Here is a 23,664-nt window from a genome sequence, read left to right as displayed (position 1 = left end):
CCGCGAACGCGTCGCCGCCCCGCAGCGCCGCCAGCGCGAGCAGGTAGAGCGTGCTGTCGACGACCACGACGGCCAGCGACGCCTGGAGCGAGGTGCCGCCCGCCGCCATCCCGCGTTTGGAGAGCACCGGCGAGAACCCCCACAACAGCGCCGGCACCAGCGCGAGGGCGTACACCACCGGCGGCGCGGCGAGGGCGTCTGCCATCGTCGCCCTGTTCGCCGCCGTCCACAAGGGGCCGTCGGTCCCGGCAGGCGACCGCCCTCGGCCGCCGATCACGTGCCGTCGCCCGCACGGTACGCAAGCGCGTACCGACGGGATTATGCGCCCCACGGTCCCCAGTTCCTTTAGGCGATGAAACTACACGAGTACCAGGCGAAGGAGGTGTTCGCCGAGGCCGGCATCCCGGTGCCGGAGTCTCGGCTCGCTTCCTCGGTCGAGGAGGTCGTCGAGGCGGTCGGGGAGATCGGCTACCCCGCCGCGATCAAGGCACAGGTCCACGTCGGCGGCCGCGGGAAGGCCGGCGGCATCGAGATCGTCACGAGCGAGGACGAGGCCCGCGAGGCCGCCGAGTCGATCCTCGGCATGGACCTGAAAGGGTACACCGTGGATCGCGTGCTCGTGGAGGCCGGCGTCGACTTCGTCGACGAACTGTACGTCGGCGTCACGATGGACCGCTCGGCCGGCGAGCCGGTCGCGATGGTCTCCACCGAGGGCGGCGTCGACATCGAGGAGGTCGCCGCGGAGACGCCCGAGGCGATCGCCCGCGAGCACGTCGACCCCGCGTTCGGGATGCACCCCTTCGAGTCCCGGAAGGTGGTGTACGAGGCCGGCGTCGACCGGGAGTTCGCCGGCGACGTGGCGTCGATCCTGCGGACGCTGTTCGACCTGTACGAGGAGTCCGACGCCTCCGAGATCGAGGTCAACCCCGTGATGATCACGGCCGACGACGAGGTCGTCGCCGCCGACGCCGTGATGAACATCGACGAGGACGCGCTGTTCCGCCAGCCCGACCTCGCCGACATGGCCGAGGCGTCCTACGAGGACGATCTCGAGCGCAAGGCCGGCGAGTACGGCTTCGACTACGTCCGACTCTCGGGCAACGTCGGCATCATCGGCAACGGCGCGGGCCTGGTGATGACGACGCTCGACCTCGTCGACTACTACGGCGGCGAGCCCGCCAACTTCCTCGACATCGGCGGCGGCGCCAAGGCCGAGCGCGTCGCGAACGCGCTGGACATGGTGTTCTCCGACGAGAACGTCGATTCAGTTGTTTTCAACATCTTCGGCGGCATCACCCGCGGCGACGAGGTCGCCAAGGGGATCAACGAGGCGCTGGAGCAGTTCGACGAGATCCCGAAGCCGGTCACCGTCCGACTGGCCGGGACTCGCGCCGAGGAAGGGATGGAGATCCTGAACACCGACCTCGTGACGGTCGAGAAGACGCTGGAGTCGGCGGTCCAGCGTGCGGTCGCTGACGCCGAGGAGGTGAACCAATGAGCATTCTCGTCGACGACGACACCCGAGTCGTGGTACAGGGCATCACGGGCGGGGAGGGCAACTTCCACGCCGAACAGATGATCGAGTACGGCACCAACGTGGTCGCCGGCGCCGTCCCCGGCAAGGGCGGCCAGACCTCGGCTGGCGTGCCGGTGTACGACACCGTGCAGAAGGCCGCGATCGAGGAGGACGCCGACGCCTCGGTCATCTTCGTCCCGCCGGCGTTCGCGGGCGACGCCATCTTCGAAGCGCTCGACGCGCCGCTCGACCTCGCGGTCGCGATCACCGAGGGCGTCCCCACCCAGGACATGGCGAAGGTGAACAAGCGCCTCTCGGAGGTCGACACCCGCCTGATCGGCCCGAACTGTCCGGGCATCATCACCCCCGGCGAGGCCAAGCTCGGCATCCTGCCGGGCAACATCTTCTCGGAGGGGAAGGTGGGGCTGGTCTCCCGCTCGGGCACGCTGACCTACCAGGTCGTCGACAGCCTCACCCAGCGCGGGATCGGCCAGAGCACCGCCGTCGGCATCGGCGGCGACCCGATCATCGGCACGTCGTTCGTCGACGCGCTCGCGGCGTTCGAGGACGACCCCGACACCGAGGCCGTCGTGATGTGCGGCGAGATCGGCGGCGAGGACGAGGAGCAGGCCGCCGCCTACATCGCGGAGAACATGGAGACGCCGGTCGCCGGCTTCATCGCCGGCCGCACGGCGCCGCCGGGCAAGCGGATGGGCCACGCCGGCGCCATCGTCTCCGGCAGCGGCACCGGCACCGCACAGAGCAAGATCGACGCGCTCAACGACGCGGGCGTCCCCGTCGGCGACACTCCCGAGGAGGTCGCCGACAACGTCGAGAGCTTCCTGTAGCGCGCTACTCCTCGCCGTCGTCGGCGTCGACGGCGGCGTTCTCGCCGACCCCGTCGCGCGTTCCGACCGTCGCCCCGAGCACCGACGAGACGCCGCGGCGGATCCGCTCGGAGAGCGCCTGTTCGGAGATGTCGAACCGCTCGGCCAGCGTCCCGAGATCGGTCTCGCGGGGCACTTCGAAGTAGCCCGCCGCCAGCGCCTCCTGCACCGCCTCGGCCTGTTTCTCCGAGAGGTCGTACTGCTGGCCGTGCTCGTCGTCCGCCGGGTGGGCGCGCAGGAGCTCGACGCTGAACCCGCTCTCGCGGAGGAGCCGGATGTACTCCGTCAGCGCCTCGCGGTCGGGGAGCCGCAGCTTCAGCACCGCGCCATCGGCGGTCGTCTCGATCGAGAGCCGGGAGGCGCCGGTCTGCCGGTCGATCGGCCCCGGGTTCGTCGTCACGTCGCGGTTGACGACGACGCGGTAGAGCCGCCGGTCGTCGCCGCCGTCGACGCGCTCGTAGTCGGTGACCGTCGGGTCCTCGGGCAACGCGTCCTCGAACGCCTCGAAGTCGCCGCCGGAGGCCCAGACGAACAGCACCGGGTCGGACGCGCGGTCGGCCGCGGTCGCCCACTCCCGCTCGAGGGTCATCCGGGGAGCCGCCTCTACCGACGGCCGCATTACCAGCTGCGCGTCGGTCAGGCGGAGTTCGGCGATGAGGCTCACGGCCGACGCTTCGACGGCCCGTTACTAAGGTTATGTGGGGACGAAAAGTGGGGGTGGACGGGAAGGGATCCACGCCCCGATGTCAGAGGCGGCCCATCCGACGCTGGTGCGCCGGTGGACACATCTACGTTTGGTCGGCGGGAGGGTAGTCTTTTGGCTTGTGTGCTCCGGGCTTTTAAACCATCACCCAGACGCAGTTTTTCACTCGAACAGTGAATCGACCGCCGACAGGTCGACGCGCTCGGTCGCGACCTCGGCGCCGCCGTCGCCGAAGCCGCGCCCGGTCGCGACAAGCGCCGCGGTGTCGCCGTCGTCGAGCACGCCGGCGTCCCGGAGCGGCTCCAGCGCCGCTAGCGTCGTCGCGGAGGCGGGTTCGACCGCCAGCCCCGCGCCCGCGAACCGCTCGCCGGCGCGCTCGATCGCCGGGTCGTCGACGGCGACGACGGCGCCGTCGGTGGCGCTGGCGGCCGCGAGCGCCCGGTTCCCGCTCGGCGGATCGGCGTTGGCGATGGAGTAGGCGATCGTCGCCCCGCCCTCGACCGCGGTCACCTCGTCGTCGCCGCGGGCGAACGCCTCCGCGATGGGCGCGCAGGCGGCCGCCTGCACGAAGCAGAGCTTCGGCGGCGCGTCGAGCAGGCCGGCCGCCGTCAGCGACCGGACTGCCTGCCACGCGCCGCTGGCGTGGCCGCCGCTGCTGACCGGCAGGACGAGCGCGTCGGGCGCCTCGCCGTCCGCCGTACGGGCGAACTGCGCCAGCACCTCGAGCGCCGTCGTCGCCTGCCCCGCCACCCGCCAGGGGGCGTCGCTGTTCAGGAAGCGCACGCCGGCGTCGCGGCCCGCCTCGAGCGCCTCGAAGTAGAGCCGGCCGTAGTCGCCGTCGGCCCGCACCAGTCGCGGGCCGTAGCGCGCGATGGCGGCGAGGCGCTCGTCGGCGATGTCCGCCGGGACGAGCACGGTGCAGTCCATCCCGGCCGCGGCGGCGCCGGCGGCGACGCTCTCGGCCATGTTCCCGTGTGAGACGGTGCCGACGCGGCGCTCGCCGCGCTCGAGTGCGGCGGCGATCCCGAACGCGGTCCCGCGGTCCTTGAAGCTCCCCGTCGGGTTCAGCCCCTCCGGTTTCACGTACAGAGTGACACCACCGGTGTCCAGCGGTTCGGTCCGGACCAGCGGAGTCCCGCCGGCGGCGGCGGGCAGCCCGTCGCCCGGGCTGGGGGCGTCGACCCCCAGCAGCGGCAGCACGTCCCACATCGACTCGATGCAGGACGGCCACGAGTCGGGGGCCGCCTCGGGGTCGGACTCGAGCCAGAGCGGCTCGCCGCAGTCACACCGCACCCGGCGGTCGTCGTCGGTTCGGGCGCCGCAGCGCCAGCAGACGCGGGTCATGGCCGTCGGTACGCGCGGTCGCGGAAAGAATGATCGGGTCCCGGCGAGGGGGTCGATCCGGTCTCCGGAAGGGTATGAGGCGGGCGAACAAACGGCTGCTGATACCGTCGACGCCCGACCGAGAGGGGGCGGTTTATTGGCTCGCCCGACGGAGCGTCACGTATGGAGACGCCCCCGCCTGACACCGCCCCCTTCGAGGGGGCCGACCGCCGGATCGACGTGCTCGTCGTCGGCGACGAGGGAGCCGCAGCGACGACGGCGAGCCGGCTCGAGGCGGCGATCGACGGCGTGGGGACGACGCCGGCCGAGCCGGGGACGGCGGTCGAGACGCTGCGGGACGGCGCGTTCGACTGCGTCGTCGCCGACTACGGGACGGCGCCGCTGTCGGGGGTCGAGCTGTTCGAACGACTCCGGGAGGCGGGGATCGAGACGCCGTTCGTGCTGTTCACCGCCGCGGAGAGCGAGGCGGTCGCGAACCGCGCCGTCTCGGCGGGCGTCGACGAGTACGTGCGGAAGGGCGAGCCCGATTCGAGGCCCCTGCTCGCGAACGCGGTCGAGGAGGCCGCGGCGAAGCGCCGGACCGAACGGGAGCTCCGTCGCGGCTACCTCGCGCTCGACGCGGCCGAGGAGGGGGTCGGCATCGTCGACCCCGAGGGGGCGTTCCGGTACGTCAACGAGGCCTACGCGTCGATGTACGGCTACGACCGCGACGCCCTGGTCGGCGAGCGCTGGGACCAGCTCTACCCGGACGCGGAGGTCGAGCGGTTCCGCGAGTCGGTCCTGCCAGACCTCCCCGTGGCGGGCTCCTGGCGTGGGACCGCCCGCGGGATCACGGGCGACGGCGAGCGCCTCCCCCAGCGGCTGGAGCTGACCCGGCTGCCCGACGGCGGCCACGTCTGCGTCTGTCGGGCGGTCGACCGGCGCGACCGGATCGCGGCGGTGTTCGAACTCACGCCGGACATCGTCGTGATCCACGACGCCGAGGGGCGGATCGTCGACGCGAACCGGCAGGCCTGCGAGGAGCTGGGGTACGACCGCGAGGAGCTGCTGGGGACGACGGTCTGGGACGTGGACGCGACCGCCGACCCCGAGCGGGCCCGGGCGTTCTGGCGGGAGCTCCCGCTCGACACGCCCCGGCGGTTCGAGGGCGAGCTCCGGCGCGCCGACGGCTCGACGTTCCCCGTCGAGGTCCACCTGATCCGGCTGGAGATCGACGGCGAGGACCGGTTCGTCGCCATCGACCGGGACATCACCGAGCGGAAGGCCCGCGAGGAGGAGCTCGTCCGGAAGAACGAGCGCCTCGAGGAGTTCTCGAGCGTCGTGAGCCACGACCTGCGCAACCCACTGCAGGTCGCCCGGGGGCGGGTGGAGCTGCTCGCCGAGGAGGTCGACAGCGAGCACGTGCCGGACGTCCGGCGCGCGCTCGACCGGATGGAGACGCTGATCGACGACCTGCTCGCGAACGCGCGACAGGGGGAGGACGCGATGGCACCCGAACCGGTCGACCTGTCGACGGCGGCCAGGGAGGCGTGGGCGACCGTCGAGACGGCCCGGGCCTCGCTGGCCGTCGACGCCGAGGGGCGGATCGAGGCCGACCCCGACCAGCTCCGCCAGCTGTTCGAGAACCTGTTCCGGAACAGCGTCGACCACGGCGGGCCGGCCGTGACCGTCACGGTCGGCCGACTGGCCGACGGGTTCTACGTCGCCGACGACGGCTCGGGGGTGCCGAGCGGGGAGCGCGAGTCGGTGTTCGACACGGGGTTCTCGACCGACGCCGACGGCACCGGACTGGGGCTGACCATCGTGGAGAACGTCGCCGATGCCCACGGCTGGGAGCTCTCGCTGACCGAGAGCGAGGACGGCGGCGCCCGCTTCGAGATCACGGGCGTCGAGCGGCGCTGACGCGCCGGCGGTTACTCCCCGTCGCGCACCGCCACCAGCACCGGCACGTCGACGCGCCGGAGCACGTTCGAGGCGACGCTCCCGAGCAGCGTCCGCCGGAGGTTGCTGCGGCCGTGTGAGCCCATCACCACCGCGTCGACCCCCTCGTCTTCGACGTAGGAGCGGATCCGCGCGGCCACGCCGCTGGCGGGGTCGGCGCGCTCGACGGCGGTCCGGATCTCGGCGTCGGAGTCGTGCCCCCGGAGCTCGTCGGCGGCGTCCTCGACGGCCGCCCGCCCGCGGGCCTCGAGGCGCTGGACGAACTCGGGCTCGAGCCCGCCGGCGTTGAACGCGCCGCCGGCGGCCGCGAGGTCGATCACGTTCAGCAGGTCGACGCCGCCGCCGTCGATCCCGGCGAGCGCGGCGGCGTGGGGCAGCGCCTGCGCGGCGTTCTCGCTCCCGTCGGTCGGCACGAGCAGCCGGTCGGCGGCGAACCCCTCGGCCGCGTCTGGCACCACGAACACCGGCACGTCGCTGCGGTGCAGCACCTGCTCGGTCACGCCGCCGAGCACGCGCCGCTTCACGCCGGAGATCCCCTGGCGGCCGAGCACGACGAGGTCCGCCTCGACTTCCTCAGCGTGGGCGGTGAGCCGCTTCGCGGGGTTGCCCTCGAGCAGTTCGTGGTCGACCGGGTGGCCGACGGCGTCGGCGATCTCGTCGACCGCGTCGAGCACGGCGCCGCGCTCCGCCCGGAGTTCGGCGGCCTCCTCCGAGCCGCGGGTGAGCTCTAGCGCGCCCTGTTCGACGACGTGGACCGCGGTCGCCGACGCGCCGACGCGGGCGGCGAGCTCGAGGCCGTACCGCGCCGCCCGCTCGGACTCGTCGCTCCCGTCGACGCCGACGAGGATCTGGTCGTACATGTCCGGCGGTTCGCACCCCCGCCCTTTACGCTTTGTCGCCGTGCTCTCCGGCAGCGACTGGGCGGCCCAGCCGTCGGTCGAGGAACGCCCCGAGCAGCCGGAACGTCCGCTTCTTCTGGTCGATGTCGGAGGAGCCGTGACCCTCCTCGCCGAGCTCGTGGTACTCGAACTCGCCGTCCTCGCCGCGCTCGTACCCCAGTGCTTCCAGTCGATCCCGCATGATGCGGGCCTGGGAGACGGGAACGCGCCGGTCGTTGACGCCGTGGACGATCAGCAGCGGCGCGTCGAGGTTCTCGGCGTGGGTGACCGGGGACCGCTCCTCGTACAGCTCGGGGTTCGCCTCGGGGGTTCCGAGGTACCGCTCCATCAGCCCGGTCTTGAAGTGGGGCATCGTGTTCTCGTACATGTCCACCAGGTCCGAGACGCCGACGAAGGCGACCCCGGCGTCGTAGAGATCGGGGTACTGAACCAGCTGCCAGTACGCCGAGTAGCCGCCGTAGGAGCCGCCGTAGACCCCGATCCGCTCCTCGTCGATCCAGTCACGCGTCTCGATGACGTGTTCCGCCGTGCGGGCCACGTCGGCCTGCTCGGCGCCGCCCCAGTCGCCGTACAGTTCCTCGCGGAACGCCCGGCCGCGGCCGGCCGACCCCCGGTAGTTCATCTGGAGGACGCTGTACCCCCGCGTCAGCAGGAACTGGGTGTAGAGGTCGAACGACCGCTTCTCCTGGACCGGCGGGCCGCCGTGGGGGTTGACGATCAGCGGGGAGGGGCGTTCGCCGGAGTCGTACAGCAGGCACTCGATGTCGAGCTCGGTCGCGGGCGAGAGCTGGAGGGCCCGGGCCGGCGTCTCGGCGACGCCGTCCGACGCCACCGTGAAGAACTCGGCGTCGCGGAACCGACCGGGGTCGATATCGCCGTACTCCGCCTCGATCAGGCGCTCGTACTCGTCGGTCTCGAGGTCGTAGCAGCCCAGCTCCGGGCGTCGGGTGGGCGTCGTGTGCATCACGAGCACCCGCCGGTCGTCGAGTATCGGGTTCCCGAAGCGGACGAACGGGCTCACCCCTTCGGGGAGGTCGAGTTCGCGGCTCCCGCCGCTGTCGAGGTCGTACACCACGCTGGCGTCCGCGGCCTCCCTCGTCCTGACGGCGAGCACGCGGTCGCCGTCGGGCGTGAACGCCACGGGTCGTTCCTGGGCGCCGCCGTCACCCAGCCACCTGACCTCGTCCCGGTCGGTGTCGTAGACGCCACAGCGGTTCAGGTCGGTGCTGGTGTCGCTCACCAGGAGCCGCCGCCCGTCGGGCCCCCAGTCGACCGGGACGGTCTCGGCGCCGGGGTCGCCCACGTCGAGGCGTCGCCGGTCGCTGCCGTCGACGCCGACGAGGTAGGTGTCCTGGTTGCTCGGGTCGTCGCGCTCGTTGCTCGCGTACGCCACGCGGTCGCAGGCCGGCGGGAGCACGCCGCTGTGGGCCGCGCGCTCGTGGTCGGTGATCCGGTCGGTCTCGCCAGTCGAGCGACGGTGAACGTAGAGGTTCTGCTGGCCCGCGGCCGTCGACCCCACCGCGAGCGTGTCACCGTCGTCGCCCACGTCGAACAGCGTGGTCTGGCCGTCGAGCGTGACCACCGCCTCGGTCTCGCCGTCGGCGGTGATGCTGTGGACGTCGTGCTGTTCGTCGCCGCCGTCGTCCTCGTGGAAGTAGACGCGCTCGCCGTCGGCGCTCCAGTGGGGCGCCTCCTTGACCGCTCGGGGCACCTCGCCGTCACTCCACTGGGTGAGCGATCCAGAGTCCACATCCAGCACGTGGAGCTGGTTCCGGCCGGTGACGTCGTAGAACAGTGCGATCCGCTCGCCGTCGGGTGATGCCGTCGGATGCGCCAGCGTCGGGAGGCTGGCGAGCTCCTCCAGCAAGTCCGTCTCGTCCGTCACACAACCTTGGTCTGGCGATGGTGTAAAAACTCTTAGCAGAACGCGCCTTCTGAAACAGAACTTACATGAGCGCCCTCCCGTAGCTCCCGGCATGGACGAGCCGGACATCGTCGACGCCGTCGACGCCGACGACGCGTTCGGGGTGCTCTCGGACGAAACCCGCATCGAGGTGCTCCGGGCGCTCTGGGACGCCGACGACCGGGAGGCGACGTTCTCCGAACTCCGCGACGCCGTGGGGATGCGCGACTCCGGACAGTTCAACTACCACCTCGGCACGTTCGACGGGCAGTTCGTCGCCGAGACCGACGACGGCTACCGGCTCACGACCGCGGGCGCCCAGTTGGTCGGCGCGCTACTGAGCGGGGCGTACACCCAGACGCTCGACGTCGACACGGTCGAGATGGCGGACGACTGCCCGCGGTGTGGGTCGTCGCTCTCGTTCACCTACGACGACGGCACGGCGGAGATCGGCTGTGACGACTGTCCTCACGTCAACCACTTCCTGGTCCCACCTGGCGCCTTCGCGGGCTACGACGCGGCGGCGTACCCCCGGGTGGCCGCCCGATACGGCCGGAAGTTCGTCCGGAGCAGCCGGGACGGGTTCTGTCCGCTGTGTGACGGCCGGATGGCGGAGACGGTGCTCCCCCTCGCGTCGACCGTCGAGGCCGACGACGTTCCGGCGTGGGTCGAGAACGTGCCGACCTGCCGGTTCGACTGCGAGCGCTGCGGGGAGGTCGTCGTCGCCGACCTCGGCACGACGCTCGCGGAGCATCCCGCCGTCGTCTCGTTCCACCACGAGCGCGGCGTCGACGTCTCGGGGGAACCGCTCTGGCGGTTCACGGCGCTCGACACCGACAGCGCGCGCTTCGAGCGCCGCGACCCCGTTCGGGCCAGCGTCACTTACGAGGCCGGCGGCGACGAACTCGCGGTGACCGTCGACGAGTCGCTGTCGGTCGTCGAGACGACGATCGAGCCCGGGACGGGTGGGTAGCGGCCGCTACGCCCGGATCGCCTGCCGCCGGTCGGCGACGAGGTCGAACGCCTCCTCCGTGTCGCCCAGCACGAGCAGCGCGTAGTAGCGCAGGTACGTCTGGACCGGCACGGCGACCAACAGCGAGAGCGCGATCAGCGTGAGCACGAACAGCGCGACCGCGAACAGGATGATCCCCCAGCCGACCATCGGGGCGGCCCCCAGCGCCGCGGCGCCGATCAGGCCGACCATCACGAACGGGATCGCGAGCACCAGCGCGGCGACGAAGGAGATCACGCCGACGACGACCGCGACCGCGATCGCGAGCACGAACCGCAGGACGACGTAGGCGAGGTACTGCTTCCACTGCCCGGTCAGCGTGGGCCAGAACCGCCGCCACGCCGCGAGCACGTTGTGGTTCTCCGCGATCATCACGGGGACGACGAACTGGGTCGTGAACCCGTTGACGAGCGAGCCCACGATCGCGACGACGAACGCGACGCCGATCGCGACGAACAGCAGCGGGAGCGAGAAACCAGGGGTCCCGGTGAGCAGCGGCCAGACCGCGGCCACGATCGCCCCGCCGGCGAGCAGCAGCGAGAGCAGGCCGACGACCAGCCGGAAGCCGAACAGCCGGCCGCCCTGCCACCACCAGCCGCGCCAGTACTCCCGGATCGCCACCCGCTCGCGCCGGAGCGACTCGACGAACACGAACTCCATCACCGCGCCGACGAACGCGAAGGCGAGGCCGATCAGCAGGATCGCGCCGACGACGGCGCCGATGAGCAGCCACTCGGTCGTGCTGATGGCGTCGATCATCGCCCGGAAGTTCGGTGCACCCCCGGGGTCGGTCGGCCCGGTCGGCGTCCCCTGCGGGCTCCCGCTGAACTGGAACGGGTTGACCCCGCCGGTGCCCCCGAGGAAGAAGGCGACGAAGGCGAGCTTCACCCAGCGGCCGAGGTCGAACGGCCAGAGGAACGCCCGCGTGGCGGCGATCGCGTCGTCGATGTCCTGGAGGGCGTACAGCGTCATCGGCGCGCCCTCTCGCGGTGTGAACGGCTCAACTGGCGGCTCGTGGAGGGTGTACGGCCGGCGGGTCGGGGCGTCATGCCGAAGCTGTTGGGCGACCGGTAAGATATAGTTTCGGTCGTGTTCACCGCCGTGAGAACGGCCGGGCCGGGTCAGAGGACGGCGAAGTAGTAGTACCCCCCGAGGGCGGCGACGACGAGGACGGCGACGACCGGGAGCAGCCGCCGCGTGGTCGACTTCGGCACCGAGTGGCTGTGCAGGTTCCGGCCCACCTGGTAGAGGTCGTACGCCTCGCCGCCGTACTCGTAGCTGACCTTCGACACCGGTACCGACCGCTGTTCGACCTCGTGAGCGACCGTCGTCGGCCCGCCGTCGCTCGCCCGGTCGGGCGTGCTCCGCACCGTCATGTCGAAGCGGTCCCCGTCCACGTCGGCGAACCACGCCTCGTCGGCGCCCCGGGGGTCGTCGACGGCGAACGTGGACTCGGGCTCGTACTCGAGTGTCCCCCTCGTCGTCTCGTACAGCTCGCCGGCGCCCGTACAGGTGCTGCAGGGCACGTCGCCCTGCCCCGCGCAGTCCGGGCAGGTCACCTCGCCCGCGCCGTCACACTTCGGACACTGGCGTTCGCCGGTCGCGTTGCAGGTCCGGCAGGCGAGCTCGCCCGTCCCGTTGCAGCGGCTGCAGGCGGCGTCGCCCCGGCTGCCCGTCCCGTTGCAGTCGGCGCAGTCGACCGCGCCCTGGCCGGCACACGCCCCGCAGTCGGCGGTGCCGTCGCCGCGGCACTCGTCGCAGTTCACGACGGTCCGCCGGTCGCAGGTGCCACACGCCTCGCGGCCGCTCCCGCCGCAGTCCGTACAGCCGACGAGCCGCGCCCCGTCGAAGTCCGCGAACTCGACGGTCGTGGCCTCGAACGCCTCCGGCGCGTGCTCGTAGCGTTCGTCGATGGGGACGACCGAGCCCCGGGACGGGGCGTCCGACGGCGGGACCGAGACGGTCCGCGTGGACTCGGTGACGGTGAGCGTGCGCTCGATCTCCTTGATCGCGTCCCACTCCTCGTGGCTCCGGACGGTCGACGACTCGGCGAGGTCGTTCGCGACGCTCCAGCGCTCGGTGTACTGGTCGAGCAGCGCCTCGGCTTCGGCGTCGGCCGCGGCGGCGACCGGGTCGGCGGCGCCGGCGTCGTCGGCGGCAGCCATCACGAGGCCTCCACGTCCAGGGTTTCGAGCACCTGGACGTCGCGGTCGAGGTCGCGGGCCTCGCGGGCCACGTCCGCCGCGCCCAGGTCGGGCGTCATCCCGTTGCCGAAGAACACCCGCTCGGGTGCGTACGGCGGCCCGACCTCCGCGGCCAACGAGTCGTCGCTCGTGAACCGGGCGGCGATCTGGTGGGTCAGGTCCTCGCCGGACTCCCCCTCGCTGCCGAAGCCGGAGACGATCACGCGATCCAGCTCCCGGGGCGCGTAGCCGGCCTCGAGCACCAGCTCCGTCGCGAGCGACTCCGCGACCGAGGTCATGTCCGCGAACAGGTCGATGAAGTGCTCGGTCCCGACCCGGATCTGGAGTCGCTCTCCGCCGATCTCGACGGTCCCGGTGGTCGAATCGGTCGCGGGATCGAACACCTCCCGGGCGAGCGAGTGCATCGCGACCGTCGCCGAGAGGTCGATCGCCTCCTCGGGGACGCCGGCGTCGACGAGCGCGTTCTCGCCGGTCACCTCCAGCAGCTTCGCGAGCCCGGCGTCGATCGTCTCGCGGCCGCGGATCCGGACCCGCCCCTCGTCGAGGTTCACCGCCGCGACGGTCACCGTGATCTCCCAGAGCCCGAGGTCGACCGCCACGATCGGGTGGCTCCCGTACTCCTCGCTGTCGATCTCGTAGTCGACGGCGCCGCAGACGCTGGTGGCCACGTCGTGGCTGACGACCTGTCGCACGTCGAACCCCGCATCCTCGACGGCGTCGGCGAGCGCCTCCTCCGCGCTCTCGGCGTAGTCGGCGGGCAGGGCGACGACAGTCTCGCCCGTCCAGCCGTCGTCGTCGATCGCGTCGTACAGCGTCGCGAGCCGGTCCGCGTACCCCTCGCCGACGGTCACCGTCCGGATCGGCCCCAGACTCTCGATCTCGAGCATCGGCGTCGCCGGGCCCGCCAGCGCCGCGAACGTCTCGTCGAGCCCGGACGGCTGACTCCCGCCGGGGGCGTCGATCATCGAGACGAACTCGTTGTCGGCCGGGCTCGACTGCGAGCGGTCGTCGCAGGCCATCGTCGTGATCCGGAGCCCGTAGTCGTCGATCGCGATCCCGCAGACGCGGTCGGCCGGGTCGCTGCTGAACAGTCCCATACGTTCCGTGCGGGAGTGTGGTAACCGTTAGCTCACTCCCTGACGGGTTTCGTCACCGGCTGACGAACGCTGGGCCGTGTAGCGTTTCGACTACCGAAACAGCGTCGAGAGGAAGTGGGTCGGCCAAGATTTGAACTTGGGGCCTGCTCCGTGTGAAGGAGCCGTCATAACCGGACTAGACCACCGACCCTTCGACCGAAAGTTACGCGAGGCCGGACTTAAGCGTACTGTCTCAGTCCTGCCGCTGCTCGCGGTAGGCGGTCACCCGCTCGCGGGCGTTCTCGACCGCCTCGCGGGCCTCGCCCTCGGCGCGCTGCTCCAGCTCCTTCAGGTCCGCCTGGAGCTGCTCCAGCCGGCTCGGCTCCGGCTCCTTCTCCCGGCCGGTGAGCTCGCGGACCCGCTCCTCCAGCGGCTCGACCTCCTCCTTGATGCCGGCTTTCGCGTGATCGACGGCCCGACCCATGTAGTACCGTGCGTCCTCGAAGTGGCTCGCCATGTCTCCATGTTGCTTTCGAAAGGTCAAAAGCCTTGAGGCCGACTCAGTACGTCGGCGACTCCTCGGGCACCTCCTCGCGCTGGTTCACGAGGCGCGCGGCGGTGAACAGGTAGTCCGAGAGCCGGTTCAGGTAGCGGATCGCCTCCGCGTTGACCGCCTCGCCGTCGGTCTCCGCGAGCGCGACCGCGCGGCGCTCGGCGCGACGGGTGACCGCGCGGGCCTGGTGGAGGCGCGCGCCGGCGTCGCCGCCGCCCGGGAGGATAAAGGAGGTGAGCGGCTCGAGCTCCCCGTCGGCCTCGTCCATCCAGTCCTCCAGCTGGTCGATGTCCTCGGGGCCGATCTGGGGGTCGTCCGCGCCGGTGTCGGGGTTGGCGAACTCCGCCTGCACGACGTGGAGACAGTTCTGGATCTGGGCGAGCTGGCGGTCCACGTCGTCGTGGCCGGTGGGGCGCACGCGGCCGACGAGCGCGTTCGCCTCGTCGACGGTGCCGTAGGCCTCGATCCGCGGGCTGGTCTTGGAGACGCGTTCGGCGTTGCCGAGGTCGGTCTGCCCCTCGTCGCCGCGGCCGGTGTACACCGTCACGCGAGGGTCGCCTCCACGTACTCGACGATGTTCGCGCTCTCGGCCATCGTGACGCCGTGGGCGTCGTCGACGAGGACGGGCACCGCGCGCTGGTTGCTCAGGCGGGCGACCTCGTCGCGCTCGGAGTGGAGCGCGTCGACCCAGACGGTGTCGTACTCGATCCCGTGTTCCTCGAGGGCGTCGTGGACGTTCTCACACCACGGGCAGCCCTCCAGCGCGTACAGGGTGACGGACATGCGCGTGGGTTGGGCGGGACGGGGGAAGTAGCTTGTTACGACGGTGTTCGGGGCGTCGACGCCCGAAACGACATCTTCAACAGCCCCACGGCCGAACTCGACGGCTATGAGCCTCGAAGCCGAACACGCGTGTCCGGACTGCGGCGAGACGCGCACGTTCTGGAAGGTCGCGTCGATGAACCTCCACCTCGGCGAGAAGACGAAGTGGCACTGCTCGGAGTGCGACTACGGCTTCATCCAGGTGAACGGCATCAGCACCGCGCAGCCGGCGTAAAACCGCGCGTTCTCCGCTACTCCTCCAGCGCCTGCCAGGAGAGCCGCGGCTCCCGCGCGGCGCTCGTCTGGTCGATGCGCTTGGCGGTCGTCCGGCTCGGCGCGTCGTGGCGCTCGTCCTCGCTCGACCCCAGCGCGTTGTTGAACGCTGCCGCGAGATCGTCGAGCGACTGCTTGCTCTCGATCTCCGTCGGCTCGGTGAGCATCGCCTCGGGCACCATCTCCGGCCAGTTCGTCGTCGGCGGGTGGACGCCGAAGTCGAGCATCCGTTTCGCCACGTCGGCGGCCGCGGCGTCGCCCGCCGTGGCGGCGAACTCGTGGTGGAACGGCCCGTACGGCACGTCGAGGTCGATCTGTTCGGCGAGGTAGTTCGCGTTCAGCACCGCCTTCGCGCTGGCGTCGCGTAGCCCCGAGTCGCCGAGGCGGGCGATGTAGGCGTAGGCCTTCACGAGCACGAGCCAGTTGCCCTGGAACCCGTGGACGTTCTCGATCGCCTCGTCGCTCTCGACCAGCTCGTAGCCCGAGTCGGTCGCCTCGACGCGCGGGTTGGGGAGGAACGGCGCCAGCTCCTCGGTGACGCCGACTGGGCCGGCGCCCGGCCCGCCGCCGCCGTGGGGCGTCGCGAACGTCTTGTGGACGTTGTAGTGCATGATGTCGAACCCCATGTCGCCCGGGCGAGCGCGGCCCAGCAGCGCGTTGAGGTTCGCGCCGTCGTAGTACAGCAGGCCGCCGGCGTCGTGGACCACGTCGGCGACGGCCTCGATGTCGCGCTCGAACAGTCCCACCGTGTTGGGGTTGGTGAGCATCAGCGCCGCGGTGTCCTCCGAGACTGCGGCCTCCAGCGCCTCCATGTCGACGCGGCCGTCCTCCGCGGAGGGGAGTTCGACCACGTCGTACCCCGCGAGCGCGGCCGTCGCGAAGTTCGTCCCGTGGGCGGAACTGGGGATCAGCACCTCGCTGCGGTCGTCGCCGTTGGCGCGGTGGTACGCGCGGGCGACGGCGATCCCGGTGAACTCGCCGGCGGCGCCGGCCGGCGGCTGGAGCGAGACGGCGTCCATGCCGCCGATGCGGGCGAGGTAGTCCTGCAGCCCCGCGAGCAGGCCGAGCGTCCCCTGGATCGAGTCCGCGGAGCGGTCGGGGTGGACCGCGCCGTTGGGGTCGGCGGCCACGTCCTCGGTCACCGGCGGGTTGTACTTCATCGTACACGAGCCCAGCGGGTACGGGCCGGACTCGACGCTCCAGTTCATCTGGGAGAGCCGGGTGTAGTGGCGCGCGAGCTCGGGCTCCTCGGGGTTCGGGAGCGTGAGGTCGTCGCGGGTCAGGTCGTCGGGGAGCGCGTCGCCGGGCTCGACGGTGTCGCTGCGCTTCTCGGTCAGCAGCGGTTCGTTCTCGTCGTCGCTGACGGCGTATGTCGCCTGGTCGTAGGTGCGTCCGGGCTCGCGTCCGTTTTCGGTCGGTCCGTTCTGTCCCGTGCGGCTCTCCTTGCCGCCCGGACCGTCGCTCATGCTGCCACCTCCTCGAACGCGGCCACCAAGTCGTCCGCCGCGTGGGCGTTGGCGTCGGTGATACAGACTTGCAGTCGGTGCTCGCCGAGGACGTGGACCGCGAAGCCTTCCGCCTCGAGGTCGTCGGCGATCGCCCCCGCGGGCTGGTCGGTGCCGACGACGAACTCGCGGAAGTGGTGACGGTCGTCGACGGGCGCACGCAGCCCGGTGATGTCGTCGAGGTCCGCGGCGAGATCGCGGGCGAGGGTCACGCAGTCCTCCGCGATGTCGACGAGCCCGTCGGCGCCGAGGTAGGCGGCGTGCATCGCCGCCCGGAGCGCCACCCAGGCCTGGTTGGTGCAGATGTTCGAGGTGGCGCGCTGCTTGCGGATGTGCTGTTCGCGGGTCTGGAGCGTGAGCGTGTAGGCGCGCGTCCCGTCGGCGTCCTCGCTGGCGCCGACGAGCCGGCCCGGCACCTGCCGGAGGAACTCCTCCTTGCAGGCGAACATCCCGAGCCCCATGCCGTACGCCGTGGGGAGGCCGAGCACGCCGGCCTCGCCGACGACCACGTCCGCGCCGACGCTCGCCGGCTCCTCGAGGATCGAGAGCGCGACGGGGTCGGAGCCGAGACAGAACAGCGCGCCCGCCTCGTCGGCGAGCTCGCCGATCTCGGCGAGGTTGGGCTCGATGCAGCCCCGGACCGTCGGCGTCTCGGCGTAAACGAACAGCGTCTCCTCGTCGACCGCGTCGGCGAGGGCGTCGACGTCGGCGGTCCCGCCCTCGGTGGGGTAGCTCTCGACGCGGAGCTCCGCGCCGTCGACGTAGTTCTCCAGCACGGAGCGCTTCCCCTCGCGGAGGATCTCCGGGACGAGCACGACCTCGCCGTCGGCGCTCCGGACGCGCTCGGCGAGCAGCGCGGCCTCGCCCAGCGCGGTCGCGGCGTCGTACATCGAGCAGTTGGCGATCTCGAGCCCCGTGAGCTCGACCAGCATCGACTGGTACTCGAACAGCGCCTGCAGGAACCCCTGCGTGATCTCGGGCTGGTACTGGGTGTAGGAGGTGAGGAACTCCGAGCGCTTCGAGAGGCTGTCGACGACGCTCGGCACGTAGTGCTCGTAGTGCCCGCGGCCGAGGAACTCCGTCAGGTCGTCGTTCTCGGCGAGCAGCTCCGAGAACTCCCGGCGGAGCGCCTGCTCGCTCCGGGGCTCGATCCCGAACTCGCCGTCGAACGCGACGGGGTCGGGGATGTCGAACAGGTCGGCCTCGTCGTCGACGCCGACGGCGTCGAGCATCGCGGCCGTCTCGGCGTCGGTGTGCGGAGCGTACGGGCTCCCTCCCTGTTGGGGACTGCCGTGGCTCATGGGTAGAACGGTGGGCCCTCGGGGACAAAGACGTGCCGACTCCGGCGCGGTAGTGGGGGTGACTGTGCAGGGTCGTGTGGACGGTCGGCGCGCGGGAGCGAAGCGGCGAACCGCCGGTTCAGGCGATCTGGTCGGCGTACTCGTCGGCGTCCATCAGCTCCTCGAACTCCGACTCGTCGTCGAGCTCGATCTCGAGCAGCCAGCCGTCGCCGTAGGGGTCCTCGTTGACCAGTTCGGGCTGGTCGTGCAGCGCCTCGTTGACGGCGACGACTTCGCCGGAAACCGGGGCGTAGAGGTCCGAGACCGCCTTGATGGACTCGACGACGCCGAACGGCTCGTCGTGGCTCACGCTGTCGCCCTCGTCGGGCAGTTCCACGAACACCACGTCGCCGAGCTCGTCCTGCGCGAAGTCGGAGATGCCGATACGGGTCGGTTCGTCGGTGGTCGCCCACTCGTGCGATGCGAGATACTTCCGGTCGTCGGGGGTGTCGAAGCTCATTGGTCGATGAAGGGGGGTGTGGTGACTTCAGCACGCTTCTCTTCGCCGCGGATCACGACGCCGACCTCGGTGCCGTCCTCGGCCAGCTCGGTCGGGAGGTAGCCCAGCGCGATCGGCTCGCCCAGGGTGGGGCTCATCGTCCCGCTGGTGACTTCACCCACCGTCTCGCCGTCGTGGGTGATCTCGTAGCCGTGGCGGGCGACGCCGCGTTCCTGCAGCACGAGGCCGGTGAACGTCTCCTCGACGCCGGCCTCTTTCTGGGCCGCCAGCGCGTCGCGGCCGACGAACTCCGTGTCGAGGTCGACGGTGAAGCCGACGCCGGCCTCGTAGGGGGTTCGGGGGTTCTCCTCGGGGTGGAAGTCCTGCCCGGAGAGCAGGAGCCCCTGCTCCATCCGGAGCGTGTCCCGCGAGCCGAGCCCGCAGGCTGGCAGTCGAACTCGGCCCAGACGGCCTCGGCGCCGTCGGCGGCACAGAGGATCTCGACGCCGTCCTCGCCGGTGTAGCCCGTGCGGGCGACCAGACAGTCGACGCCGGCGACGGTCGCCCGGGTGGCGGTGAACCGCGAGAGGTCGGCGAGGTCGTCGCTCTCCGCCTCCAGCGGCGCGCCGAGGGCGTCGACGGCGTCGGCGGCGAGGCCGACCGCGTCGGGCCCCTGCACCGCGAACATCGCCCAGTCCGCGGTCTCGTTGGTGACCTCGGCGTCGAGGTCGTGTTCGTCGCGGTAGTCGACCCAGCGCGCCTCGGCCTCCTCGTCGTGCCCCGCGTTGGGGACGAACAGGTACCCGCCCTCCGGGAGGCGGTACGTCATCGTGTCGTCGTGGATGATCCCGTCCTCGTCGGTGATACAGGCGTACTGGGCGTCGCCCGGCTCCATCGCGGCGATGTCGTTGGTCGTCAGCCGTTGCATCAGGGTCTCGGCGTCGGGGCCCTCGACGCGGATCTCCCCCATGTGGGAGACGTCGAAGATCCCGGCGGCCTCGCGGACGGCGGTGTGTTCGGCCCGGATGGAGTCGAACTCCACGGGCATCTCCCAGCCGCCGAAGTCGGTGAACCCCGCGCCGCGGTCCTCGTGGACCTCGTACAGCGGTGGTCGCCGTGTGGCCATAGTGGGAGTGTCGGTGGCGGGAAGTAATGTCTTGCCATCCCGGCCACCCCGTGACCGAGGGAAAAGGCTAACCCCCTGACTCCCAACGCCGTGGACGTGCCGACACTCGCCGAGCTGTTCCGGTTGGGGCAGGTCGTCGTCCTCTCGGCGACGCTGCCCCTCGCCGTCGTCGCCGCCCGCGGCTACCGGGACGCGCCGTTCGGGCGCGTCGTCCGGCCGCTGGTGCCGATCACGCTCGCGTATCTCGCGATCGCCGCGATCAAACTCGTCGAGCCGTCGATGGGGACCGACGCCAGCAGGCTGCTGGGGAGTATCGCCATCGTGCTGATCGCGTGGACCGCCGCACAGGGGATCCTACTGTTGAGCGGCCGGAGGGCGGGATGAGCGTCCACGTGCTCGCGGCCCAGACCGCCGTGCTCGTCGTCGTCTCGCTGGCGATCCTCTACCCCGTCGTCGCCTACGCCCGGACGCTGCTGCACACCGAGGCCGTCGTCATGCTGGCGGCGTCGGTGCTCGTGTTCACCGCCGGCTCGGTGTTCGAGGAGGGGCTCGGGATGACGACCGTCTCGGAGGGAACGTACCTGCTCTCCTGTCTCTGCTTTGCCGGCTCCGTCTGGCTGTTCGCCCGGGAGTTCGTCCGGCTCGGCGAGCCGTCGTTCGACGCCGACGACGCGCCGACGGCCGGTGAGTTCGAGCGGTCGCCCGGCGGGCAGGGGTTCGCCGGCGCCACGGAGGGGGAGGATGGCGAGTAGCGAACAGCAGCCCCCCGACGGGGGGCCGCTCGACCTCCAGCCGGGCGAGGCCGCGCTGGCCACCCTCTCGAACCGCGACACGCCGATCGCCCACCTCCCGTCCCAGGCGCTCGAGAACCTGCTCGTGGTGACCGTCGACGCGCCCGAGCGCGTCGAGCGGGCGGTTCGGGCGGCCGGCGGCGACCCGAAGGACGTGGGGATCGTGCCGGTGTCGGCGTCGCCGATACAGTACGACGGCCCCTGCTGGCTCGCCGAGCGCGTCTCGCCCTCGGACCTGACGGGGATCAGCATCCAGTTCTCCCGGGGGGAGCGCTACCTCGCTGAGGGCACCGGCTGGGTCGTCGTCGACGGGCTCGGGACGATGCTGATGTACGTCGACGAGGCGAAGCTCTACCGGCTGCTCTCGCAGTTCGTCACCCGGGCCCGCGGCCGGGGGCTCAGACACGTCACCGGGCTCGTCGACGACGTCGTCTCGGGGGAGACGCTCGCGCGGTTCCGGGACCTGCACGACCGGTCGGTATCGCTGGAGTAGCCGAGCGACCGAATCCCGGGCGGTCGGGGGCTCTCGCCCCGTTCCAAACGGTTTATACCCCTCACCCGGAAACTCACAGGCATGGCGAAAGAGCAGAAGCAGGTGCGTGAACTGCAGGAGGGGAGCTACGTGATGATGGACGAATCCCCCTGCGAGATCAACCACTACAGCACCGCCAAGCCCGGCAAGCACGGCAGCGCGAAGGCGCGGATCGAGGGCGTGGGCGTGTTCGACGAGAAGAAGCGCAGCCTCTCCCAGCCGGTCGACGCGAAGGTCTGGGTCCCGATCGTCGAGCGGAAGGGCGGCCAGGTCGTCTCCGTCGAGGGGAACGACGCGCAGGTGATGGACCTCGACACGTTCGAGACGTTCACGATGCGCATCCCCGAGGACGAGGAGCTCCAGCCGGACGACGAGATCGAGTACCTCGAGTACGAGGGCCAGCGGAAGATCGTGTGATGGGGTTCCCCGGCGCCGTCGCCGAGCGGGCGGCCGCCGACTACGCGGTGGTCGGCGCGCCCCTCGACGCCTCGACGACGTTCCAGCCGGGAGCCCGGTTCGGCCCGGAACGGATCCGGCGGTTCGCGCGGACGTTCGACGACTACGACCGCCGCACCGACCAGTACTTCTCCGACTGCGCCGTCCACGACGCCGGCGACGTGCGGGCGTGGGACGACGCGGTCGAGTACCTCGAGTTCCTCGGCGGCAGCCTCGCCGATCTGGTCGCCGACGGCGCCGTCCCGCTCCTGCTGGGCGGCGAGCACACCGTCACCGCGGCGGGCGTCCGCGCGACTGACCCCGACGTGCTGGTCGTGCTCGACGCCCACCTGGACCTCCGCGACGACTACGACGGCAACCCGTGGAGCCACGCTGCGGTCACCCGGCGTGCGCTCGACGGCGACCCCGACGACGAACCGCTCTCGACCGTCGACGGGGCCGCCGACCGCGCGGTGATCCTCGGCGCCCGGACGGGCTCGGAGGAAGAGTGGGAGCGCGCCGAGCGCGACGACGTGACGGTCGTTGGCCCGGAAGACGTCGCCGACTGGACGCCCGAGTTCAGCGACGAGTCGGTGTACCTCTCGGTCGACATCGACGGCGCCGACCCGTCGGTCGCGCCCGGGACGGGGACGATGGAGCCGTTCGGCCTCGCGCCGCGGGAGATGCGCGACGTGGTCCGGCAGGTCGCGCCCCACGCGGTCGGCTTCGACGCCGTCGAGGTGAACGACCGCGACGACGGGCAGGCCGCCGCGCTGGCTGGCAAACTGTTGAAGGAGTTCGTCTACTCGCACGCCGACCCGGACCACTAAGTCCTCCGCCCTCCCCTCCCGAACTGAATGCGCGTCACCCTCCTCGGCACGGGCGACACGACCGGCACCCCGACGGTCGGCTGTGACTGTGCCACCTGCGAGCGCGCCCGCGACCGCGGCGTCGAGCGCTCGCGGTTCTCGGTCCACGTCGAGAACGAGCGCACCGGCGACTGTCTGCTGATCGACGCCTCGCCGGACTTCCGCCACCAGTTCGCCGAAACGGGCGCCGACCTCCCCGACGCGGCCGTGATCACCCACATCCACTTCGACCACCTCGACGGGCTGGGGAACTTCTACCGCCTGCTCGACGACCTGCCGGTCCACGCCGCGAGCGAGGTCGACCCGTTCACCGGCGAGAGCGTCGCCGACTCGGTCCGGGAGCGCTACGACTACCTCGACGTCGTCGACGTGTTCGGGCAGGAGCCGCTGACGACGTTCTCCACGTGCGGCCTCGAGCTCACGCTCGTCCCGGTCGAACACCCGCCGATGGCGTGCTACGGGCTGGTCGTCGAGGATCCGGAGACCGGCGCGAAGCTCTCGCTCTCGGGGGACACGAGCTACGACATCCCGCAGGCGTCCCGGGACGCGCTGCGCGATCCGGACCTGCTGCTGGCCGACGCGATCGTCCCGGCGTCGCTGGCGCCGAAACACCCCATGGGCGGCTCTGACGTGGTCGACGGCGTCCCCATGACGTTCGGCACGAAGCACATGACCCGCGAGGGGGCGCTCCGGCTGAGCGAGGATCTCGACGCCGACGAGACGCGGCTGGTCCACCTCGCGCACTACTACCCCGTGAACGAGGCGTTCGCGGAGCCGCTGGCCGTCGACGGCGAGGTGTACGAGCTGTAGGGGCCGCTAGAACTGGTCCAGGCCGCTCTGCTCGCGGGCGACGCCCGCGGGGTCGCTGACCCACGGACTCCGCTCCTCGCGCAGTTCCGCGGGGTCGGTTTCCGGCGTCTCCCCCGGCTCGTACCCCGGACAGTCCGTCCCGCAGTCCATCGACGGCGCCACGGGGCGGTCGTGGAACGCGCAGTGCGGGACCGCGTCGTCGGTCGCCGAACAGCGGGCACAGCCCGGGAACTCGGCGGGGCGCCACCCCTTCCCCCACGCGCGCTCGGCGATCCGGCGGCGCTGCCGCGCCTTCGCCTCGGCGTCGACGAGGCTCACGTCGGTCCGCAGCGGCGCCTCCGCCCGGAGTTCCACGCCGGGCTCGTCGACGGCCAGCGGCGACGCCTCCCTGACCGTCTCGCGCTCGCCACTCTCGGGGTCGAACCGCCAGACGCCGACGGTGTCGGGGATGCGGTTCAGGTGCGCACCGGTGACGTAGCTCTCGGTCGCGAGCCACAGCTCGTCGAACAGCGCGAGCGCGGCGTCGAACCGGAGCTGGAACTCGAGGTCGCCCGGGCGGCCGAGGTCGGGCTTGTTCTCGATCCCGACGAGTCGGTCGATCCAGTCCGGGTAGCGCGTCGTCTGCCGGACGTACGTGCGGCCGCCGCGGCGATCGCGCTCGAAGAAGCCGGCCTCGGCGGCGCG

Annotated in this window: 25 protein-coding genes, 1 tRNA gene and 2 pseudogenes; 11 read left to right on the top strand and 17 right to left on the bottom strand. The window is 71.5% G+C overall.

Annotated elements, in window-relative coordinates; genetic code table 11:
* Positions 1-205, bottom strand: a pseudogene (locus ACP95_RS09155) (EamA family transporter); the annotation flags it as partial.
* Positions 206-352: 147 nt separating this feature from the next.
* On the opposite strand from ACP95_RS09155, the gene sucC reads away from it, so the two are divergent.
* Positions 353-1,498 (top strand): ADP-forming succinate--CoA ligase subunit beta, encoded by a 1,146-nt coding sequence (gene sucC, locus ACP95_RS09150; RefSeq protein WP_049980915.1) that lies wholly within the window; start codon positions 353-355, stop codon positions 1,496-1,498.
* Positions 1,495-2,364, top strand: coding sequence for a succinate--CoA ligase subunit alpha (gene sucD / locus ACP95_RS09145; RefSeq protein WP_049980914.1), 870 nt, complete (start codon positions 1,495-1,497; stop codon positions 2,362-2,364). Before sucC ends, sucD begins: the two co-directional genes overlap by 4 nt.
* 4 nt (positions 2,365-2,368) lie before the next feature.
* On the opposite strand, the gene ACP95_RS09140 is transcribed toward sucD, so the two are convergent.
* A complete protein-coding gene (locus ACP95_RS09140; protein ID WP_049980913.1) occupies positions 2,369-3,067 on the bottom strand; it encodes a helix-turn-helix domain-containing protein in 699 nt (232 codons plus the stop codon).
* Between the two features lie 201 nt (positions 3,068-3,268).
* A complete protein-coding gene (locus ACP95_RS09135; protein WP_049980911.1) occupies positions 3,269-4,450 on the bottom strand; it encodes a threonine synthase in 1,182 nt (393 codons plus the stop codon).
* Between the two features lie 162 nt (positions 4,451-4,612).
* On the opposite strand from ACP95_RS09135, the gene ACP95_RS09130 reads away from it, so the two are divergent.
* Positions 4,613-6,352: a PAS domain S-box protein gene (locus tag ACP95_RS09130; RefSeq protein ID WP_049980910.1), complete on the top strand. Its 1,740-nt coding sequence runs from the start codon at positions 4,613-4,615 to the stop codon at positions 6,350-6,352.
* 11 nt (positions 6,353-6,363) lie between these two features.
* On the opposite strand, the gene ACP95_RS09125 is transcribed toward ACP95_RS09130, so the two are convergent.
* Entirely contained in the window at positions 6,364-7,251 is an 888-nt protein-coding gene (locus tag ACP95_RS09125; protein WP_049980909.1) for a universal stress protein, read from the bottom strand.
* 25 nt (positions 7,252-7,276) lie between these two features.
* Positions 7,277-9,175 carry a S9 family peptidase gene (locus ACP95_RS09120; RefSeq protein ID WP_049980908.1) on the bottom strand — a complete coding sequence of 633 codons (1,899 nt, stop codon included), beginning with the start codon at positions 9,173-9,175 and terminating at the stop codon, positions 7,277-7,279.
* A 91-nt stretch (positions 9,176-9,266) separates the two neighbouring features.
* Between ACP95_RS09120 and ACP95_RS09115 the strand changes: the two genes are divergently transcribed.
* Positions 9,267-10,166 carry a DUF7351 domain-containing protein gene (locus ACP95_RS09115; RefSeq protein ID WP_049980906.1) on the top strand — a complete coding sequence of 300 codons (900 nt, stop codon included), beginning with the start codon at positions 9,267-9,269 and terminating at the stop codon, positions 10,164-10,166.
* A gap of 6 nt (positions 10,167-10,172) precedes the next feature.
* On the opposite strand, the gene ACP95_RS09110 is transcribed toward ACP95_RS09115, so the two are convergent.
* The 7 genes from ACP95_RS09110 to ACP95_RS09080 all read right to left on the bottom strand — a co-directional run bounded on the left by ACP95_RS09110 (position 10,173) and on the right by ACP95_RS09080 (position 14,821).
* On the bottom strand, positions 10,173-11,177 hold the full coding sequence (locus tag ACP95_RS09110; protein ID WP_049980905.1) for a DUF7544 domain-containing protein: 1,005 nt from the start codon (positions 11,175-11,177) through the stop codon (positions 10,173-10,175).
* A gap of 149 nt (positions 11,178-11,326) precedes the next feature.
* Positions 11,327-12,370, bottom strand: a complete 1,044-nt coding sequence (locus ACP95_RS09105) for a hypothetical protein (protein ID WP_049980904.1) — start codon at positions 12,368-12,370, stop codon at positions 11,327-11,329.
* The gene (locus ACP95_RS09100) at positions 12,370-13,506 is read right to left on the bottom strand and encodes a hypothetical protein (protein WP_049980903.1); all 1,137 of its coding nucleotides are present in this window, start codon (positions 13,504-13,506) and stop codon (positions 12,370-12,372) included. Before ACP95_RS09100 ends, ACP95_RS09105 begins: the two co-directional genes overlap by 1 nt.
* Positions 13,507-13,621: 115 nt before the next feature.
* Positions 13,622-13,696: transfer RNA gene (locus ACP95_RS09095), tRNA-Val, on the bottom strand.
* A 42-nt stretch (positions 13,697-13,738) separates the two neighbouring features.
* Complete coding sequence (locus tag ACP95_RS09090) at positions 13,739-14,002, bottom strand: DUF7553 family protein (RefSeq protein ID WP_049980902.1); 264 nt, start codon at positions 14,000-14,002, stop codon at positions 13,739-13,741.
* A gap of 43 nt (positions 14,003-14,045) precedes the next feature.
* Entirely contained in the window at positions 14,046-14,585 is a 540-nt protein-coding gene (locus ACP95_RS09085) for a cob(I)yrinic acid a,c-diamide adenosyltransferase (protein WP_049980901.1), read from the bottom strand.
* Positions 14,582-14,821 (bottom strand): glutaredoxin family protein, encoded by a 240-nt coding sequence (locus tag ACP95_RS09080; protein ID WP_049980900.1) that lies wholly within the window; start codon positions 14,819-14,821, stop codon positions 14,582-14,584. Before ACP95_RS09080 ends, ACP95_RS09085 begins: the two co-directional genes overlap by 4 nt.
* A 106-nt stretch (positions 14,822-14,927) precedes the next feature.
* Between ACP95_RS09080 and ACP95_RS16110 the strand changes: the two genes are divergently transcribed.
* Positions 14,928-15,095, top strand: coding sequence for a DUF7838 family putative zinc beta-ribbon protein (locus tag ACP95_RS16110; protein WP_202593812.1), 168 nt, complete (start codon positions 14,928-14,930; stop codon positions 15,093-15,095).
* A gap of 16 nt (positions 15,096-15,111) precedes the next feature.
* On the opposite strand, the gene gcvPB is transcribed toward ACP95_RS16110, so the two are convergent.
* From gcvPB to gcvT, 4 genes and pseudogenes are all read right to left on the bottom strand, one after another.
* A complete protein-coding gene (gene gcvPB / locus ACP95_RS09075; RefSeq protein WP_082224636.1) occupies positions 15,112-16,599 on the bottom strand; it encodes an aminomethyl-transferring glycine dehydrogenase subunit GcvPB in 1,488 nt (495 codons plus the stop codon).
* Entirely contained in the window at positions 16,596-17,939 is a 1,344-nt protein-coding gene (gene gcvPA, locus ACP95_RS09070; protein WP_049980899.1) for an aminomethyl-transferring glycine dehydrogenase subunit GcvPA, read from the bottom strand. The genes gcvPB and gcvPA overlap by 4 nt, the downstream gene beginning before the upstream one ends.
* A 118-nt stretch (positions 17,940-18,057) precedes the next feature.
* Positions 18,058-18,438: a glycine cleavage system protein GcvH gene (gene gcvH, locus ACP95_RS09065; RefSeq protein WP_049980898.1), complete on the bottom strand. Its 381-nt coding sequence runs from the start codon at positions 18,436-18,438 to the stop codon at positions 18,058-18,060.
* Positions 18,435-19,543, bottom strand: a pseudogene (gene gcvT / locus ACP95_RS09060) (glycine cleavage system aminomethyltransferase GcvT). The gene gcvH and the pseudogene gcvT overlap by 4 nt, the downstream one beginning before the upstream one ends.
* Before the next feature lie 96 nt (positions 19,544-19,639).
* Here gcvT and ACP95_RS09055 point away from each other — a divergent pair.
* The 6 genes from ACP95_RS09055 (at position 19,640) to ACP95_RS09030 (ending at position 22,980) form a co-directional block, all read left to right on the top strand.
* Positions 19,640-19,927 carry a hypothetical protein gene (locus ACP95_RS09055; RefSeq protein ID WP_154018496.1) on the top strand — a complete coding sequence of 96 codons (288 nt, stop codon included), beginning with the start codon at positions 19,640-19,642 and terminating at the stop codon, positions 19,925-19,927.
* Positions 19,924-20,295: a hypothetical protein gene (locus ACP95_RS09050; RefSeq protein WP_049980896.1), complete on the top strand. Its 372-nt coding sequence runs from the start codon at positions 19,924-19,926 to the stop codon at positions 20,293-20,295. The genes ACP95_RS09055 and ACP95_RS09050 overlap by 4 nt, the downstream gene beginning before the upstream one ends.
* Positions 20,285-20,827 (top strand): DUF7504 family protein, encoded by a 543-nt coding sequence (locus ACP95_RS09045; RefSeq protein WP_049980894.1) that lies wholly within the window; start codon positions 20,285-20,287, stop codon positions 20,825-20,827. The genes ACP95_RS09050 and ACP95_RS09045 overlap by 11 nt, the downstream gene beginning before the upstream one ends.
* Positions 20,828-20,908: 81 nt before the next feature.
* Positions 20,909-21,283, top strand: a complete 375-nt coding sequence (locus ACP95_RS09040; protein ID WP_049980893.1) for a translation initiation factor IF-5A — start codon at positions 20,909-20,911, stop codon at positions 21,281-21,283.
* Entirely contained in the window at positions 21,283-22,131 is an 849-nt protein-coding gene (locus ACP95_RS09035) for an arginase family protein (RefSeq protein ID WP_049980892.1), read from the top strand. Before ACP95_RS09040 ends, ACP95_RS09035 begins: the two co-directional genes overlap by 1 nt.
* Before the next feature lie 27 nt (positions 22,132-22,158).
* A complete protein-coding gene (locus tag ACP95_RS09030; RefSeq protein ID WP_049980891.1) occupies positions 22,159-22,980 on the top strand; it encodes an MBL fold metallo-hydrolase in 822 nt (273 codons plus the stop codon).
* A 6-nt stretch (positions 22,981-22,986) separates the two neighbouring features.
* Here ACP95_RS09030 and ACP95_RS15870 read toward each other — a convergent pair.
* Positions 22,987-23,664 (bottom strand): DUF5787 family protein (locus tag ACP95_RS15870; protein ID WP_049980890.1); only part of this gene is annotated, 678 nt, incomplete at its 5' end.

Source organism: Halolamina rubra, from assembly GCF_000739555.1.
Taxonomy (GTDB): Archaea; Halobacteriota; Halobacteria; order Halobacteriales; family Haloferacaceae; genus Halolamina; species Halolamina rubra.
The sequence above is the reverse complement of the archived record's forward strand: the minus strand, read 5'-3'. Positions and strand labels throughout refer to the sequence as shown.

Bases quoted from the DNA above. Each gene is read 5' to 3' on its own strand.
- ACP95_RS09080 (WP_049980900.1), bottom strand. From the start codon at position 14,821: ATGTCCGTCACCCTGTACGCGCTGGAGGGCTGCCCGTGGTGTGAGAAC.
- ACP95_RS09110 (WP_049980905.1), bottom strand. From the start codon at position 11,177: ATGACGCTGTACGCCCTCCAGGACATCGACGACGCGATCGCCGCCACG.
- ACP95_RS09130 (WP_049980910.1), top strand. From the start codon at position 4,613: ATGGAGACGCCCCCGCCTGACACCGCCCCCTTCGAGGGGGCCGACCGC.
- ACP95_RS09030 (WP_049980891.1), top strand. From the start codon at position 22,159: ATGCGCGTCACCCTCCTCGGCACGGGCGACACGACCGGCACCCCGACG.
- ACP95_RS16110 (WP_202593812.1), top strand. From the start codon at position 14,928: ATGAGCCTCGAAGCCGAACACGCGTGTCCGGACTGCGGCGAGACGCGC.
- gcvPB (WP_082224636.1), bottom strand. From the start codon at position 16,599: ATGAGCGACGGTCCGGGCGGCAAGGAGAGCCGCACGGGACAGAACGGA.
- ACP95_RS09090 (WP_049980902.1), bottom strand. From the start codon at position 14,002: ATGGCGAGCCACTTCGAGGACGCACGGTACTACATGGGTCGGGCCGTC.
- ACP95_RS09035 (WP_049980892.1), top strand. From the start codon at position 21,283: ATGGGGTTCCCCGGCGCCGTCGCCGAGCGGGCGGCCGCCGACTACGCG.
- gcvH (WP_049980898.1), bottom strand. From the start codon at position 18,438: ATGAGCTTCGACACCCCCGACGACCGGAAGTATCTCGCATCGCACGAG.
- ACP95_RS09125 (WP_049980909.1), bottom strand. From the start codon at position 7,251: ATGTACGACCAGATCCTCGTCGGCGTCGACGGGAGCGACGAGTCCGAG.
- ACP95_RS09115 (WP_049980906.1), top strand. From the start codon at position 9,267: ATGGACGAGCCGGACATCGTCGACGCCGTCGACGCCGACGACGCGTTC.
- ACP95_RS09050 (WP_049980896.1), top strand. From the start codon at position 19,924: ATGAGCGTCCACGTGCTCGCGGCCCAGACCGCCGTGCTCGTCGTCGTC.
- ACP95_RS09100 (WP_049980903.1), bottom strand. From the start codon at position 13,506: ATGGGACTGTTCAGCAGCGACCCGGCCGACCGCGTCTGCGGGATCGCG.
- gcvPA (WP_049980899.1), bottom strand. From the start codon at position 17,939: ATGAGCCACGGCAGTCCCCAACAGGGAGGGAGCCCGTACGCTCCGCAC.
- ACP95_RS09135 (WP_049980911.1), bottom strand. From the start codon at position 4,450: ATGACCCGCGTCTGCTGGCGCTGCGGCGCCCGAACCGACGACGACCGC.
- ACP95_RS09105 (WP_049980904.1), bottom strand. From the start codon at position 12,370: ATGGCTGCCGCCGACGACGCCGGCGCCGCCGACCCGGTCGCCGCCGCG.
- ACP95_RS09045 (WP_049980894.1), top strand. From the start codon at position 20,285: ATGGCGAGTAGCGAACAGCAGCCCCCCGACGGGGGGCCGCTCGACCTC.
- sucD (WP_049980914.1), top strand. From the start codon at position 1,495: ATGAGCATTCTCGTCGACGACGACACCCGAGTCGTGGTACAGGGCATC.
- sucC (WP_049980915.1), top strand. From the start codon at position 353: ATGAAACTACACGAGTACCAGGCGAAGGAGGTGTTCGCCGAGGCCGGC.
- ACP95_RS09040 (WP_049980893.1), top strand. From the start codon at position 20,909: ATGGCGAAAGAGCAGAAGCAGGTGCGTGAACTGCAGGAGGGGAGCTAC.